Origin of the sequence: Thaumasiovibrio subtropicus, assembly GCF_019703835.1 — a bacterium.
Classification (GTDB): Bacteria; Pseudomonadota; Gammaproteobacteria; order Enterobacterales; family Vibrionaceae; genus Thaumasiovibrio; species Thaumasiovibrio subtropicus.
In genome coordinates, this window is record NZ_AP023054.1 from 2,568,092 (window position 1) to 2,583,646 (window position 15,555).

Annotated in this window: 14 protein-coding genes and 1 tRNA gene; 11 read left to right on the top strand and 4 right to left on the bottom strand. The window is 48.0% G+C overall.

Going from position 1 to position 15,555, the window contains the following annotated elements:
• Positions 1-6: 6 nt before the first annotated feature.
• Both TSUB_RS11310 and TSUB_RS11315 read right to left on the bottom strand, forming a co-directional pair.
• Positions 7-1,065, bottom strand: coding sequence for an efflux RND transporter periplasmic adaptor subunit (locus tag TSUB_RS11310; RefSeq protein ID WP_087016117.1), 1,059 nt, complete (start codon positions 1,063-1,065; stop codon positions 7-9).
• A 138-nt stretch (positions 1,066-1,203) separates the two neighbouring features.
• A complete protein-coding gene (locus tag TSUB_RS11315) occupies positions 1,204-2,556 on the bottom strand; it encodes a TolC family outer membrane protein (RefSeq protein WP_246616358.1) in 1,353 nt (450 codons plus the stop codon).
• Positions 2,557-2,845: 289 nt separating this feature from the next.
• On the opposite strand from TSUB_RS11315, the gene TSUB_RS11320 reads away from it, so the two are divergent.
• Positions 2,846-3,118: a cold shock domain-containing protein gene (locus tag TSUB_RS11320; RefSeq protein ID WP_159064738.1), complete on the top strand. Its 273-nt coding sequence runs from the start codon at positions 2,846-2,848 to the stop codon at positions 3,116-3,118.
• A gap of 44 nt (positions 3,119-3,162) precedes the next feature.
• On the opposite strand, the gene TSUB_RS11325 is transcribed toward TSUB_RS11320, so the two are convergent.
• A complete protein-coding gene (locus TSUB_RS11325; protein WP_087016115.1) occupies positions 3,163-3,669 on the bottom strand; it encodes a hypothetical protein in 507 nt (168 codons plus the stop codon).
• Between the two features lie 114 nt (positions 3,670-3,783).
• Between TSUB_RS11325 and TSUB_RS11330 the strand changes: the two genes are divergently transcribed.
• The 5 genes from TSUB_RS11330 (at position 3,784) to TSUB_RS11350 (ending at position 8,499) form a co-directional block, all read left to right on the top strand.
• A complete protein-coding gene (locus tag TSUB_RS11330; protein ID WP_087016113.1) occupies positions 3,784-4,959 on the top strand; it encodes a hypothetical protein in 1,176 nt (391 codons plus the stop codon).
• Positions 4,959-5,690, top strand: a complete 732-nt coding sequence (locus TSUB_RS11335) for a winged helix-turn-helix domain-containing protein (protein WP_087016111.1) — start codon at positions 4,959-4,961, stop codon at positions 5,688-5,690. Before TSUB_RS11330 ends, TSUB_RS11335 begins: the two co-directional genes overlap by 1 nt.
• A complete protein-coding gene (locus tag TSUB_RS11340) occupies positions 5,663-6,196 on the top strand; it encodes a hypothetical protein (protein WP_087016109.1) in 534 nt (177 codons plus the stop codon). Before TSUB_RS11335 ends, TSUB_RS11340 begins: the two co-directional genes overlap by 28 nt.
• Positions 6,197-6,512: 316 nt before the next feature.
• On the top strand, positions 6,513-7,049 hold the full coding sequence (locus tag TSUB_RS11345) for a hypothetical protein (RefSeq protein ID WP_087016107.1): 537 nt from the start codon (positions 6,513-6,515) through the stop codon (positions 7,047-7,049).
• Between the two features lie 271 nt (positions 7,050-7,320).
• Positions 7,321-8,499, top strand: coding sequence for a carbohydrate porin (locus tag TSUB_RS11350; protein WP_087016105.1), 1,179 nt, complete (start codon positions 7,321-7,323; stop codon positions 8,497-8,499).
• Positions 8,500-8,586: 87 nt separating this feature from the next.
• On the opposite strand, the gene TSUB_RS11355 is transcribed toward TSUB_RS11350, so the two are convergent.
• Positions 8,587-9,528, bottom strand: coding sequence for a LysR family transcriptional regulator (locus TSUB_RS11355; RefSeq protein ID WP_087016103.1), 942 nt, complete (start codon positions 9,526-9,528; stop codon positions 8,587-8,589).
• Positions 9,529-9,681: 153 nt separating this feature from the next.
• On the opposite strand from TSUB_RS11355, the gene TSUB_RS11360 reads away from it, so the two are divergent.
• From TSUB_RS11360 to rsxC, 5 genes are all read left to right on the top strand, one after another.
• Complete coding sequence (locus TSUB_RS11360; RefSeq protein WP_087016318.1) at positions 9,682-10,959, top strand: serine hydrolase domain-containing protein; 1,278 nt, start codon at positions 9,682-9,684, stop codon at positions 10,957-10,959.
• Between the two features lie 111 nt (positions 10,960-11,070).
• A tRNA-Asn gene (locus TSUB_RS11365) sits at positions 11,071-11,146 on the top strand.
• A gap of 540 nt (positions 11,147-11,686) precedes the next feature.
• Positions 11,687-12,268, top strand: a complete 582-nt coding sequence (gene rsxA / locus TSUB_RS11370) for an electron transport complex subunit RsxA (RefSeq protein WP_087016320.1) — start codon at positions 11,687-11,689, stop codon at positions 12,266-12,268.
• Positions 12,265-12,843, top strand: coding sequence for an electron transport complex subunit RsxB (gene rsxB, locus TSUB_RS11375; RefSeq protein WP_087016322.1), 579 nt, complete (start codon positions 12,265-12,267; stop codon positions 12,841-12,843). Before rsxA ends, rsxB begins: the two co-directional genes overlap by 4 nt.
• Positions 12,843-15,554: an electron transport complex subunit RsxC gene (gene rsxC, locus TSUB_RS11380; RefSeq protein WP_221274524.1), complete on the top strand. Its 2,712-nt coding sequence runs from the start codon at positions 12,843-12,845 to the stop codon at positions 15,552-15,554. Before rsxB ends, rsxC begins: the two co-directional genes overlap by 1 nt.
• Position 15,555: the final 1 nt, after the last annotated feature.

Sequence of the window (15,555 nt, forward strand, 5' to 3'; positions counted from 1 at the left end):
CAACTCTTAGTTAGCAGCAACAACAGGAGCGCCTGCGCGAATACGCTGCAGACCACCAATAATCACAGGCTCGCCTGCGGCCAAGCCTTCTTGAACAACCACATCTTGACCTTGGCGATCAGCCACAGTCACATCACGACGTGTCGCCACACCTTCTTCGATGATCATCACATACTGTGAAGCCGTATCTTGGTGAATGGCCTCATGCGGGATACGCACACCATTGACGTGATCAGCACTCACACCCACACGGGCGAACTGGTTAGGAATCAATACCGCTTCTTCGTTTTCAAAGGTTGCTGAAACCGAAATCGTGCCGTTAGTTGGGTTAACTTTGTTATCAACGAAGGTCACTTGTCCAAGCGCAGGATGAATAGCGTTGTCAATCTCAAGACTGACCCATACTGCGTCGTCATTGCGAAGATTCAAGTTCGTGATTTCACTTTCACGGACATTGAAGCTGACGTTAATAGGGTCAAGCATAACGATGTCAGTCAGCGGGCCCATCGCGGTGCCGACCATATCACCGATGGAGAAGTTTGATTTGCCTAGCTGACCGCCATAAGGTGCGCGAACTTTGGTTTGTTCTAGGTTATCTAGCTGGACAACAACATTCGCTTGAGCAGACGTCACACGAGAACGCGCCATTTGCAGCTCGGCAATGCTTAAATCGATTTGCGCTTGAGCAATACCACCCGTCTCTAGCATTTGCTGATTACGACTATGGTTTAGCTCAGTGATTTGCAGCGCTGCTTTTGCTTCTGCCAGTGTCGCAACTGCAGCGTCGTAAGCGGCTTTGTAGGGTGTTGGGTCAATTTCGAACAGCACATCACCTTGCTGCACCATGGCACCATCATCATAGAATTTTGCTTTTAAGTAGCCATTCACACGCGGGGTCAGCTTTGCAGATTCCACGGCTTCCATACGGCCAATTTGAAAAGTAACAGGAGTGTGGTCTAGTGCTTGTGCTTCAAACACCGTCACCGGTGTCGCAGGCGAGGCAAAACCAGCCGCACTGGTCATCGCCATGCTGGCAGCTACCAGAGTCAGGGAAAGTTTTTTCATAACAGGTCTCTTCATTTACGACATGAGCGTCGACATGGCAGCACCATCTCGATACGAAACGCTCGAACAACAAAAAAGGGTTAACAACAAAAAGGAGGTCATGGACAAGCAAACAACACCACAACCTCAAAACAGAAATTATTGGCGCTGAAGACCACCATTAATCGCAGTGATATCACTCGCCGAAAGGTCACCAGCAATAAACTTCAAGTTCAATGCCGCCAAGATAAAGTTAATTCTCGATTCACTCAGATCTTGCTTAGCGACAAACTCTTGGCGCGTGGCTGCGAGGACATCGACAGTGGTACGCGTACCGATTTCAAAGCCTTGTTGTGTGGCGCGTTTTGCCACTTCCGCGGATATCACGGCTTGTTCATAAGCGCGTTCGGCACTGATTAATGTGTGAAGATCTTTCTCCGCATTGCGGACTTGACGGGTAACACGTCGCGACGTTTGCTCTTGAATTTGCAGCGCTTGTTGGTATTGGATCTGCGCTTGTTCAACCTTGCTATCTGTCGCACCACCACGGTAGACAGGTAACGTCATTGCAATGCCTAGCATCGCGGTAGCATTGTCATCCAAGTCTGCATACGCCGTTTTAGGCTGCGTCATTTGATTCGTACGACTTTTTGAAGCAAAGGCGTATTTGAACTGCGCCATTAGACCCAATGACGGCATATGACCTGCTTCTGCTAACGCTATTTGTTCTTTGCTGAGGTCAATGAGGTGAGATTGAACACGCATTTCTGGGTTGAAGCGTTGAGCTTGTTCTACCCAACTTAAACCAGGCTGCGCTTGAGGAATCGCCGCATCAAACGCGTCGTAGTTAAGCGGTTTCACCGAGGTATACTCTTCACCGGACAACTCAAACAACGTATCCAGTGATTTCTCTACCTCATTTTCTGCCATGATCACTGCCGCATTAGCGAGATCATATTGAGCACGCGTTTCTTGCACATCATTCAAAGGAATAAGGCCGAGTTCATAGCGGCGCTCTGTCTGGCGCATGTGCTCTGAAATCGCAGCTTGCGTCGCATTGCTCAGTTCGAGGGCTTCCTGTGCTTTCACAGCATTGAAATAAGCCACAGCAACTTGCAGTGTTAAGCTATCTAAAGCGACTTCATACGCCACCTCGCCAAGTTCTGCACCTTGCTGACTCATACGATTCGCTACGTTGAGCTCTTGGTTATAGAGGTTTTGGCCCAGCGTGACAGATGCTTCAGCACCTTGACCATCCGTCTCTGTTAAGGTCGTCCAATCGTTACGCAGCATGCCATACTGTAGGCCAGCATCGATTTGGGGGCGGTACAACGCTTTGGTTTGGTTTGTTTTTTCATTGGCAAGATCACGCGATAGCGCTGCGCCATGTAAACCGGGGTTATTTTGAAGGGTATGTTGATACAACTCGGTCAGGTCAACAGGCTTCGCAGTCGCAGAGAAACTGACTGCCAAGGTCACCAGACTCAGGGGCAGAACTTTCACATTCATCATTGTCAAACCACTAAAACATCAAGAACAACAGAAAAGGCATAACTATCATCAAAAACAGCGATGAAATACCATCAATAGAAGGTCATTAAACCTTTTCAGGTGTTAAACAGGTACCTGAACAGAAGCTGAATTTGCGCCAAATCATAATATTCCGATCAAAACCCATCATCTTGCTGAATGGATCACAACTTTTATCTATTTAATAAACTATTTAATAAATGTACTTGGGCTGCTTTTTTAATAAAAGGCTGTTAAAATCACAGCCAGTCCACGCAATGTAAGCATCCCTATGAGTAATCCAATATTGACTGCCAAAGGGCGGGTAAAATGGTTCAACGATAAGAAAGGCTTCGGTTTCGCCGTACCAGACTGCGCTGCCATCGATGTGATGATTCATTTTAGTGCGATCGAAATGGATGGCTACAAGCGCCTCATTCCCGGACAACGTGTCTATATGGAGATAGAAGATCGCGGTGAAGAAGAAGGGTTAAAAGCAGTAAAAGTGGTGCCACAATCGATGTCACATGAAGAGGCAACAGAGGCCCTCAGACAACAGATGTAAAAAACGGCGCCTATCACGCCGTTATTTCATCCCACCACGCAAATTTATTCAGATTCAATTGCGTCATTTGCCAATGTAATAATGTGTTTAAACTGCGCTTTAAGCATACGCAGCTCCTCTTCAAGCTGCAGGTTTCTGTTCTCGAGGCTCAGGTTACGTTGCTGAAGCTCACGAATCCTCAAGTTAAGGACTTTAATCTGCTCATCCTCCAACTGCTCACTGCTTTCTTCAAACGTGACACCATCGTCGCGATCTAACGGCAAAAAGGGTGCGCGCCCTCGCTCTACACCATTCAACGCAGCCTTTTCTTCCACCAGCGCTTCACGATAGGGGTGAAATTGCCGCGGCGGTGACACGATACGATATTGCCCAACGGCTTCGGTCTCGATGAGCTTGACCCGTTCACATATCAACACACCAGAACGCACTAAAGGGAGAGGAAGGACGACCTGACTGACGATCTCCTCCAATGTTAACCTTTGCCCTATATCTTGTTGCAAACAAAACTCTGCAACTTGTCTGACGTGGGGACTCATTTTTTCCAATTCCATCAACTCACCTCTTCAGTCTGATCGAGTACGACCTGTTGATGACAAAAATAGCTGCACATAAAAAACAATTTAATATATCATAAATTAATTATGTTAGCTGCTATAGAGTTCTTCATGTCTTCACATTCTCGCCGTGGACGCCCCGCTAGAGATGAACTGGAAAGTCATCAGATCGAAGTCGCACGACTTTTTGATCAGTTTAAGTCACAGCGTCAAAACTTTGAGTCTAACATTCGCGACGCTTATCCAAATTTGTCTCTCGAACAACGCAGAGAACTACGTCATGCGATACTCGGTATCGCAGAAGAGTTACGCTTGTGGCTAGAATTAGACAACTATCTACTTGCAGTACAACGACATGCAGAGCCGCCTCAACGTCTGATTGAACTACGGCCTCAATTGGCACTGACATTTGGTCGCTTGAAAGGCATGTATCGTCTTATCGCATTAAGTAGCCATGAAGCGGTTGAAAGCGTCCGAGCAATTTTCAATGATGATTATTTCGCTCATCTGCAAACCGACGATATCAAAGCCATCATTGAATTTGAGCTCCCACTGCTCTCTGCTGATGAACAATCGATGTGGCTTGGTGGCTATGCGGCTTATCTTACTCAGGTTGCCAAATCACACCATGGCGATAACACCTACAATGGCGCCATCACGATGCGTGAGCGCTTTCGTCATGTGTTGCTATTTATCCAGCACCAACGCCTCGCGAAACTCTACGCGATGCAACGCCAAGCAAAGCCCGGCCGACCGTCAGTGCCACAACCCGTTATTCTGTTACGCGCAGAACAAGAACTGTTCGATGCTCACCAACACTACCGTTCGCTAGCAAATCAACGTCACATTCGACCACTCAGTGCTGATGAGCTATGGCAGCAGCATCAACGTTATTTACGCCAACAAAGTGCTGGCCGCAAACAGATGACCCCATATCAAAAACTCATTAATCGAGAGTTACAACTCAGTGCCGACTTACACGCTCTACCGACATCGGAATCAACCACCAATATGACGGGTCGAGGTCGTCGGCCTAAGACACTGGCAGAAAAACGCCTCGCGATTCAAGCTGAGCTAGAAAGTATAGAAAAGCAAAAAACGGCAATTTGGGGGCAGGCGAGCGCTGAGCAACAAGCCGAGCTTCACAAAGAACGCTTAATCATTTCTCAACGATTTATAAAGCGCCAGTTGAAGCAAGTTGCTAATCAGACAGACTCTAAGTACAGTCAAACCTTGTTGGCCAAACTTGCTGACATTGAATCCCAATTGCATCAGGAGCGGCATTAATGCACTATTTTCTGATCAACGATGAGTATCTCTTTAATCATCGAAGTGGTCGGCTGATTGAGTTGTCAACGCGAGAAGAAATACAGTTACGTTCTAATGAATGGAAATTACTCTACTTTTTTGTCTTACACCCGGGTGAAGACTTAAGTACTGATGCCATTTTAGCGGAAATATGGCAGCAAGCCCGTGCCAAGTCCAATGTGACCACCACCGTAAAAAAGTTACGCCAACAACTAAAAGATAATCCAGACGCGCCGCGCTTTATTCAAACGCAAGTCATGAAGGGCTACGCCTTTATTGGCGAAGTGCAAACGCTCGATGAGACCGCCTATCAACAACGTCTTGAAAAAGAAAGTGACAAGCGACAACGCGCTATTCAATGGATCATTGCCCACTCGCCTCGTCCAATATTGCTTGCAGTTAATATCCTCTGTCTGATCGGGATCTATCATTCCCTTTTGCCTTTGTATCTCGATTGGCAAAAGGGTTACGCCAATATACAAACCCCCTCGATACAAATTGTCCCCTTAACATATGCCCCTATTGACGTAAAAATAGACAGTGAGAGCGTAGCGATGTGCCAAAGTATGATCACGGATACACAGCAGCAATCACTCTATGAAATCATACCTGTTATCGGTGAGTTTACCGCGACTCGATTTCCTACCCTTTACTGGTCTACCGCAGAGAGAAAAGCACTCGTATGTCAATTCGCACCCATATTAGACTGACACTCATCCTCATACTGCTGACGATTGTTTGTGTCGTGGTTAATCGCCACTATCGCGCGGTGAACCCAATTAATGAGGTCATCAACGGCCATCGCTGGACTGTCAAGCATCGCGGCTATCCAAGCCAGTTTGGGTTATTGAATCACCTACTTGATATTCGCGTCGTGGATGTTGAGTTAGATTCCGTGATTAAGAACAATCAATCCATCAACCAGATGCATTTCTACATTACCCCTGCTGATGGAAACATGGCAAAGTTTTCTATTGACTATAACGCGATCTGGGGTGTCACGAGAGAAGGCCATGTGAAATTTGATGTCGATATCAATAGCATTAAAGTTGCCCACGTCGACGCGCAGATTTCTCAATACGTCACCCAGAACTTTGCGACCGATCTTGTTGTTAGCATGATTGGCGATACACGAAAGATCATCGCGGTGTCACAAGACGAGTTAATCATTGAAATCCCCTACCTCGGTATCGTCAGAGCGGTGAGGACACAATAAAAGCGAGCAACAAACAATTCGGCATGCTCCGCAACCAACCTTGTTCCCCTCAAAGGTAGCCAAACAACAACAGCGCTAGAACGCCTTCAAAAGAATAACCACAAACTATCAATTACAAAACAGACATCACCACCACCATTAGGAGAGCAAGGTCACATTCAGGTTTGCCTTGCTCTGAATCGTCAAGAAAAGCGATGAATTCAGATGAAAAACAAACAAAATCAGAAGGTTATATAGGTTCTAAAAAAGCCTAAATCATTTTGTTTTTATCTTCCTATCACTACTATGACATCACTTAGTTAATAAGGTGGTGTACATGTCCAGTTTGAACTTGCTAGATAAGCAATATCTAGCTGAGCTCTGCTGCGAAATGGAAACGTACATCAAGGACGAGCACGTAATCATACTCGCAGAGCACCGTGAGACCTTTATCTCCGAGCTCGCAAATGTAAAAGCACAGCTACAGATGCAACCAGAAATCAGTCGTGACTTACTGACATTTCTAAAACAGGCCATCGCATCACTTTGTGAACGCATTGCCCGAAAAGTCAATGTTGAGCGTTATTTCAATCTTGGTAATTGCATTGATGCTATTAAACAGCTCATCAACAAGATTCAACAAAATACGCTATCTAGCGCACCTGAAACGACGCCGCTATTTACCCTGCTCAAAAAGCAGTACCCAGAAATTGCCATCTCTGCACTGGATAAAGGTAATGCAGCAACGATTGTAAATGCATACAAAAATGGCTATCTCAACTTAGAAGAAGCAAGCGACGCAATTGGCGCGATTTTTAATTGCAGCAACAACCTCACACTGAATCAAGTCACAACCTTGGCTCAACCAGCGTAACCTTTTTAACGCTGGCAACGTGGCGGTTGTTTAGCCAAGAGACGTCAAATTAAAAGCGAAGACAGTAGGTAAATAAGATGAAGAAACAAATTCTGGGGCTGATAGTTACCTGTGCCACAGCCGTGTTTATCGCAGATCGTCTCTTTCGTTTATTCATCAATTTTTATTGACTAGCTCTATAAGCGAGTCGCCTAGCTCGTAAAATCAGGCTGCCTTCTTTTGTACTTTAGGAAGCGCATCTTTAGTCGTTCATGTTGTATTGGTAATTAATATGTCAAAAATTAAATATACCGCACCGCTACTTTTAGCCTGTGCACTCCCTGCAATGGCCGCAGACTGGCAGTCTCGAGGGTCGTTAACCGATGGTGCGTTAACCCTTAACGGGGAATACACCCATTACCTACAGAGTGTCACCAGCGGTAGCGATGATTCATCAGCAAAAAATGCCCATCGATTAGATGCCTTCATCTCTGCCAGTACGGAGAAAATGGGCCTTTGGGAAGGCGGCAGTTTTCATTCACAAGTCGTGTATCGTAAAAATGATGCCAACGACCTAGGCTTTACGACCGCAACGCATACCAACGCCGCCTTTTATGGTGATAAATTCGACTCTCCGTTTGTCTCCTCTTTCTTTTATACCCATGGTTTTGACAACGGTAGCCGCTTGATTCTTGGCAAAATTGACGCGATTGAACTGATCAGTCGCGCCCCATTTTATGGCGGTGCGGCGCGCTATGGCTTCAACAACCTTAACTTCGTCGCCCCACCTTCAGGGGTCACTCCGCCAAGCTTTGCGGGTGCCGTGTATAGCTTTAAAACCGATCACCTTAACTGGACAGCGATGCTATACGACCCTCGTGATCGCTATGAAGCCAATCTGAACTTCAAGGAGCTGTTCAAAGATGGCGTCAACGCCTCAATCGGTGCAACCTATCCTACCCAACTGTTTGGGCGTAACACCTCAATTGGCTTAAACGCGACTTACAGTACCGAAGAAGGCACTGACTGGCTTTCTATTGCGAGTGATGAGTTAAAAACTAACGCTGGTAAGTACAATATTCGTGCACAATTCACCCATAACTTCGTAGAGCAAGGCCACAATGCTTGGGGCCTATTCCTTCGCGGTTCGGTAGCAGATGGTAACCCTAACCTACTGAGTGGTAGCTTTGCTGGTGGTGTGGGTGGTGACGCGCTGTTCTTTAACCGACCACAAGACAAGTGGGGGCTTGGCTATTTCTACGCCAATATTGCCAATGATATGCAGACCCGCGCCGAAGAGCTTGGCTTAGATGTGAAAGATGAGCATGGTTTTGAAGCCTTCTACGCTTATCAAGCCTTACCTTGGCTAACTTTTACTGCTGATGTGCAATACCGTAATATTCAAACACTAACAGCCGAAAAAGAGACCAATGCGACTATTGTTGGTTTACGTACCAACATTAAGCTGTAACACGCTGATTGACTTCACCGATAAGCTCGTCTCGTTGCGAGCTTATTTTTTAATATGTAATAAATTTATACTCAAACCCCTTCCCTATCAAACCGACTCTTCGCCTGTATTCATGTAGTGATTAAACAGTGTTTGGCTTATCGCAATCAAATGTTTGCGAACAAACTTATGCACGGGATCATGATGACTCCGTTGATGCCAGAAACAGTGTAACGGCACAGGTTCAATCGCCGGAAAAGGCATAACGGCAAAACGATCACGACTAAGTACATTGGCTGCCCCCGTTGCCACAATAGCAACACGCTCAGAGTCTTGAATCGCCTGAGCAACCAATGAAAAAGTGGATGCCTTCAACGACACGTTACGAGTGACATTCAGTGACCTAGCAAGCGCATCAATGCGCATTTCACCTAAACCGGTCGGATGAACACGAACGTGTGCGTAATCAAATACAGCCCTATCACTAAAGTGAGCCTGTGCCAGCGGATGCTGCTTATCCATCAAAACACTAAAACTCATATCGCCAAGCTGATAGCCGTGCAATTGGCTGTTCAATTGCGTAATCGCATTGATTGCCAAATCTATTTCGCCTGACTGCATCAAACGCTCGGCATTTTGCGGCCAGTTAACCACTTCAATTGTTATGTTGGGCGCACTCTTTTCTAACTCATCGAGCAGACGTGGAATAACCGCTATCGCGCCGAAGTCTTGCACCGCAATCTTCACGACACCAGTGGCATTTACCGGCTCAAAGGTATTCACATTCAGTGCTAACTCCAATTGCTTCAATACAGGTACTAAAGCAAGATGTAACTCTTCCGCTTTTGGCGTTAACACCAGCTTACGCCCTACGGGCACAAGCAAAGGATCTTCAAAGGTATCGCGTAACTTATTGAGATGGTAAGTCACACTCGGAGGACGCATGGCCATCGTGTCTGCCACTGCGGTGACGCTTTTTGTTTCAAGTAGCTGGATAAGGATCCGTAGTGACTTGAGTTCCAGATGATTTAAGAGATCTTGCGCCATCATTTAAATTAGAAATTATCTAATCCTACTTTAGTTTTATTCAAATTTTTCTACTCACCATACCAGTGTACGCTAGTTCTATCCTCAATCAATCGCAATTTCCCGCTTTGGTATCGCGTGAGGACAGATGTTTTCGACTTTGTAAGGCAGTTAAAGATGACAATGAATAAACTCACCCGAACAGCACTCTCATTCGCCCTTTCTCTCACAACGGCAACGAGTTTTGCTCAACAACAAACTTGGCAAGATCTCGGCATCATGGCATCAATTCCTCCAGTTGCTGAAGCGCAAGTCACTTCAGCAAATTGGGTGATGTACCCCTACAATCGCTGGAGTTTTCAAAACATCACCAGTCTATTAGCCACGGTTCCCGTCGAGAGTGGCCCTACCATCGACTGGCCCATGGGCAACAACACTAATGTATTGCCCTTCGCGATCACCAATAGCAAAGGTGAAAGCACCACCATTGAAAAAGTACTTCACAGTCACAATACCGATGCTTTTGTTGTCGTTCACAAGGGTAAGCTTGTCCACGAAAGCTATTGGAATGGAATGACACCCAACAGCCAGCACTGGCTAGCATCAATGACCAAATCATTCACCGGCTTAACGGCAGAGATCTTAATTGCTGAGGGTAAAATCGACCCCACGAAGCGCGCCAAAGAGTATGTCTCTGAATTGAAAGGGACAGCAATGGGCAGTGCAACGGTTCAACAACTGCTCGACATGACAGCGGGCACCGCATGGGACGAAAGCATGGAAGCGCTGATGGATGAAACGTCATTCGCTCGTGAATATGGTAATGCCGCGGGTACTTGGCCAATGCCGGGCAAACCAACCAATGGGGTGTTCGGAATTCTGCCGCGTATCGAACAAGATCGTGAGCATGGCAAAAACTTTGTTTATAACTCTCCGCAAACCGATGCGATTGGCTGGGTGATCAGCGCCGTCACAGGTCAACGTTTCGAAGAAGTGATGTCAGACAAGTTCTGGTCTCAACTTGGGGCAGAGAACCACACCACATTGATGGCAGATACCAACACGTTCGCATGGGCCACTGGCGGGCTGTTTATGACCGCTCGCGATGCCGCTAAATTTGGTCAGTTGATCGTCAATCAGGGCGAATACAACGGTGAACGTATATTTGATAAGTCGGTCTATGACCGTATCACCACCGGCGATGCGAGTAAATTTGCGGACAGTGCTTATGAGGCTCGTATTCCGGGCGGAGCATACAGCAGCTTTTTCTGGCTAACCAACAATGATGATGACGCGATAATGGCAAAAGGCATGTATGCACAATATATCTATATGAATCCTACTACCGATGTCGTTATCGTCCGTTTGGCCTCACCGGAAATTTCGTCGATGCCAGAGTATGACTTAGATATGTTAGCGGTCTTCGACACTATCTCGACACACTTGAGCCAATAATATCAACAGTGGCGCGTGAAAATGCTCAAGGAATCAACAGTCGCACTAAATATTTCGGTCGAGTGTTGACAGCGTTTCTTTGAGCCGATAATATGCGCCCCACACAACGATTCCCCCTTAGTTCAGTCGGTAGAACGGCGGACTGTTAATCCGTATGTCGCTGGTTCAAGTCCAGCAGGGGGAGCCAAATTCCTAAAAGCCTCGTCACCACGACGAGGCTTTTTTCATTTCTACCTCACGACACGCTGCTGCGCAGTATGTCGCTGACCTCGGCGGCCCCGTACAAGTCCAGAAGAGGAAGCCAAATTCCTAAAAAGCCTCGTCACCACGACGAGGCTTTTTTCGTTTCTACCTCACGACACGCTGCTGCGCAGTATGTCGCTGACCTCGGCGGCCCCGTACAAGTCCAGCAGGGGGAGCCAAATTCCTAAAAGCCTCGTCACCACGACGAGGCTTTTTTCGTTTCTACTCCACGACACGCTGCTGCGCAGTATGTCGCTGACCTCGGCGCTATTGATCTCAATATGAGAAAATTGATGATAAATCAGTCGCCGAATTTGCCTACCGCTGACTAAAATCTTTATAAAAATGTCAACTCAACTTATCTTCCGGGTTAAATCGTCCAATTTCACCGCCTTTTTACCCAAAAACCCTGCCCAGTTATGGTTGTTAAGCAAGGCGTTAACGAAGATAATATCCGGATCACACTGAGCAAGATGATGTCGTAATGACCGAATACTTATTATTATTAGTTGGCACCGTGTTGGTGAACAACTTTGTGTTGGTCAAATTCCTTGGCCTATGCCCCTTTATGGGGGTATCAAAAAAGCTTGAAACCGCTATCGGTATGGGGCTGGCGACAACGTTCGTCCTAACTTTAGCTTCTGTTACCGCTTATCTGGTTGAAGCCTATATTCTCGCGCCCCTCGGTATTCAATACCTGCGCACGATGAGCTTCATTCTTGTCATCGCGGTTGTTGTCCAGTTCACCGAAATGGTCGTACACAAAACCAGTCCGACCTTGTATCGCTTGTTAGGGATCTTTTTACCGCTGATCACCACCAACTGCGCTGTACTCGGTGTCGCGCTACTGAACATTAACGAAAACCACAACTTCATTCAGTCAGTCGTCTATGGCTTTGGTGCAGCCGCAGGTTTTTCTTTGGTGTTAATTCTGTTTGCCTCCATGCGTGAACGTATTGCAGCAGCGGACGTACCCAATGTGTTTAAAGGGGCTTCTGTGGCGATGATCACTGCGGGTCTCATGTCTCTCGCATTTATGGGCTTTACGGGGTTAGTAAAACTGTGACGACAATTCTTTTAGCGGTACTTGCCCTCGCGGTACTGGCTGCCATCTTTGGCATGATTCTCGGTTTTGCATCGATTCGATTTAAAGTCGAAGCGGATCCCATCGTCGATCAAATCGACGCCATCTTACCGCAGACTCAGTGCGGCCAATGTGGCTATCCGGGCTGTCGTCCTTATGCTGAGGCCATTGCCAATGGCGATGAAATCAACAAGTGTCCTCCAGGTGGTCAACCCACCATCGAGAAACTCGCAGACCTGATGGGGGTTGAAGCCACGGATTCTGCCCACGATGATGAAAAGAGTAAGAAAACCGTCGCGTTTATCCATGAGGATGAATGTATCGGATGTACCAAATGTATTCAGGCTTGCCCTGTCGATGCCATCATTGGTGGCACCAAAGCCGTTCACACCGTGATCAAAGATGAATGTACTGGCTGTGACCTCTGTGTCGATCCTTGTCCAACCGACTGTATTGAGATGATTCCTGTCAATCAAACGCCAGAGACTTGGAAATGGCAGCAGTTTGCCATCCCTGTAACCACCTTGACGTCGGATGACACGGAGAAGACCCACTAATGCATTCTATTATTCAGCAAATCAAGAACGGCAAACTGTGGGACTTCCCCGGTGGGATTCATCCTGCAGAAAACAAAACGCTTTCGAATCAAACCCCAATTGCGCAAGCTCCACTTCCAACTGAGCTTATCATTCCCTTAAAGCAGCACATTGGTGCGAAAGGGGATATCAGCGTAAAAGTGGGTGATCATGTCTTGAAAGGTCAGGCGCTAACGCAGGCTGATGTCGCGATGTGTGTCCCTATACACGCGCCGACTTCAGGCAAGATCATCGCCATTGAGCCACGTACCATCGCTCACCCTTCGGGATTAGATGATCTTTGTATTGTGATCCAACCCGATGACCAAGACACATGGATAGAACTTCACCCTATCCCCAACTATCGCTACGCGGAGCCCACTGAGCTGCTCGAAAAGGTCCGTTTATCCGGTATTGCCGGGATGGGGGGTGCAGGTTTCCCAACAAGCCGTAAATTGCAAAGCGCAATGGGCCATACGGAACTGCTCATCATCAATGCCGCGGAGTGTGAGCCTTATATCACGGCAGATGACCGCTTAATGCAAGACTACGCGGACGAAGTGATTGAAGGTGTGCGAGTGCTCAGTCATATCCTCAAGCCAGCCATGGCGATCATTGCGATCGAGGATAACAAGCCTGAAGCCATCAAAGCATTGACCCAGCATGTGCAGCAAAATGATAACCTGCTGATTCGCGTCATTCCGACTAAGTACCCTTCCGGTGGCGAAAAGCAGCTGATAAAGATAGTCACTGGTAAAGAAGTGCCATCAAAAGGGCTGCCTTCTGATATCGGCATCATGATGCAAAACGTCGGTACAACCTTTGCAGTCAAGCGAGCAATCATTGACGGAGAACCCCTGATTGAACGTGTTGTCACCTTAACTGGCGAAGCGTTTAAACAACCCGGCAATGTCTGGGCGCGTATCGGTACGCCTATCGAAACGTTATTGAACACCTATCAATATAAAGCGAAGCGTCGCCAACGTATCATCCTAGGTGGCCCAATGATGGGCTTTACCCTACCGCACACTTCAGTGCCAATCACCAAAACCATCAACTGTATTCTAGCGCCGACCCGAAGAGAGCTACCCGAGTCTGGTCCAGAAATGGCGTGTATTCGTTGCAGTGCCTGTGCCGATGCCTGCCCTGCTTCTCTGCTACCACAACAGTTGCAATGGTATGCGAAAGACCAAGACTACGATAAGTGCGACGAATATAACCTCTTTGATTGTATTGAATGCGGCGCGTGTGCCTATGTCTGCCCGAGTGAGATCCCACTTGTTCAGTACTACCGCCAAGCGAAATCTGAAATTCGTGAGCGGGATGCAGATGCACAAAAAGCGGAACGTGCACGTCAACGCTACGAAGCGAAGCAAGCGCGCATGGAGCGAGACAAGCAAGAGCGAGAGAATCGCCACAAGCGTGCTGCTGCAGATCGTCGCGCAGCAATGCAGACACAAGATAACGACGCAGTGGCTGCGGCAATCGAACGAGTAAAAGCGAAAAAAGCCTCATCTGAGCCAAAACCTGCCGTTGCGGCCGCCATTGCGAGAGCCAAAGCCAAGCAAGCTGAAGCACTGAAAGGCCAAGCAACTGAGCGCAAACCCGAGCCAGACAATAGCGAGATGATGAAACTACGCGAAGAGCGTAAACGCCTTGCTCGCGAGAAGAAAGCAGCAAAAGCCGCCGCAATGGAAGAGGTTGCGAAACAAGAAGCCGCTGACGCGCCGCAAGACAGCGAGAAGAAAGCGGCCGTTGCCGCTGCTATCGCGAGAGCGAAAGCACGCAAGGCTGCCGTTGCTGAGGAGAGCGTATCAGAGTCTACCCCTGCAAATGACAGCAAAAAAGATGCAGTTGCCGCCGCTGTCGCGCGCGCTAAAGCGCGTAAAGCGGCACAACAAGCAGAGCAGCAAACCGAGCCAGCAGTGGAAAAAGCCGCTACTGATGCAGAGCCAGTCGATCCGAAAAAAGCGGCGGTAGCTGCTGCCGTCGCACGTGCTAAAGCCCGCAAAGCGGCACAACAAGCAGAGCAGCAACCTGAGCCAGCAGTGGAAGACACTGCGCAAGATGCTGAACCAGTGGATCCGAAAAAAGCGGCGGTAGCTGCTGCCGTCGCGCGTGCTAAAGCCCGTAAAGCGGCACAACAAGCAGAGCAGCAAACCGAGCCAGCAATGGAAGACACTGCGCAAGATGCTGAACCAGTCGATCCAAAAAAAGCGGCGGTAGCTGCTGCCGTCGCACGCGCTAAAGCCCGCAAGGCGGCACAACAAGCAGAGCAGCAAACCGAGCCAGCAGTGGAAGACACTGCGCAAGATGCTGAACCAGTCGATCCAAAAAAAGCGGCGGTAGCTGCTGCCGTCGCACGCGCTAAAGCCCGTAAAGCGGCACAACAAGCAGAGCAGCAAACCGAGCCAGCAGTGGAAGAAACCGCTACTGATGCAGAGCCAGTCGACCCGAAAAAAGCGGCGGTTGCCGCCGCCGTCGCACGTGCTAAAGCCCGCAAAGCGGCACAACAAGCAGAGCAGCAAACCGAGCCAGCAGTGGAAGAAACCGCTACTGATGCAGAGCCAGTCGACCCGAAAAAAGCGGCGGTTGCCGCCGCCGTCGCACGTGCTAAAGCCCGCAAAGCGGCACAACAAGCAGAGCGGCAAACCGAGCCAGCAGCCCTACAAGATAAGCAAGAGGATAACTAAT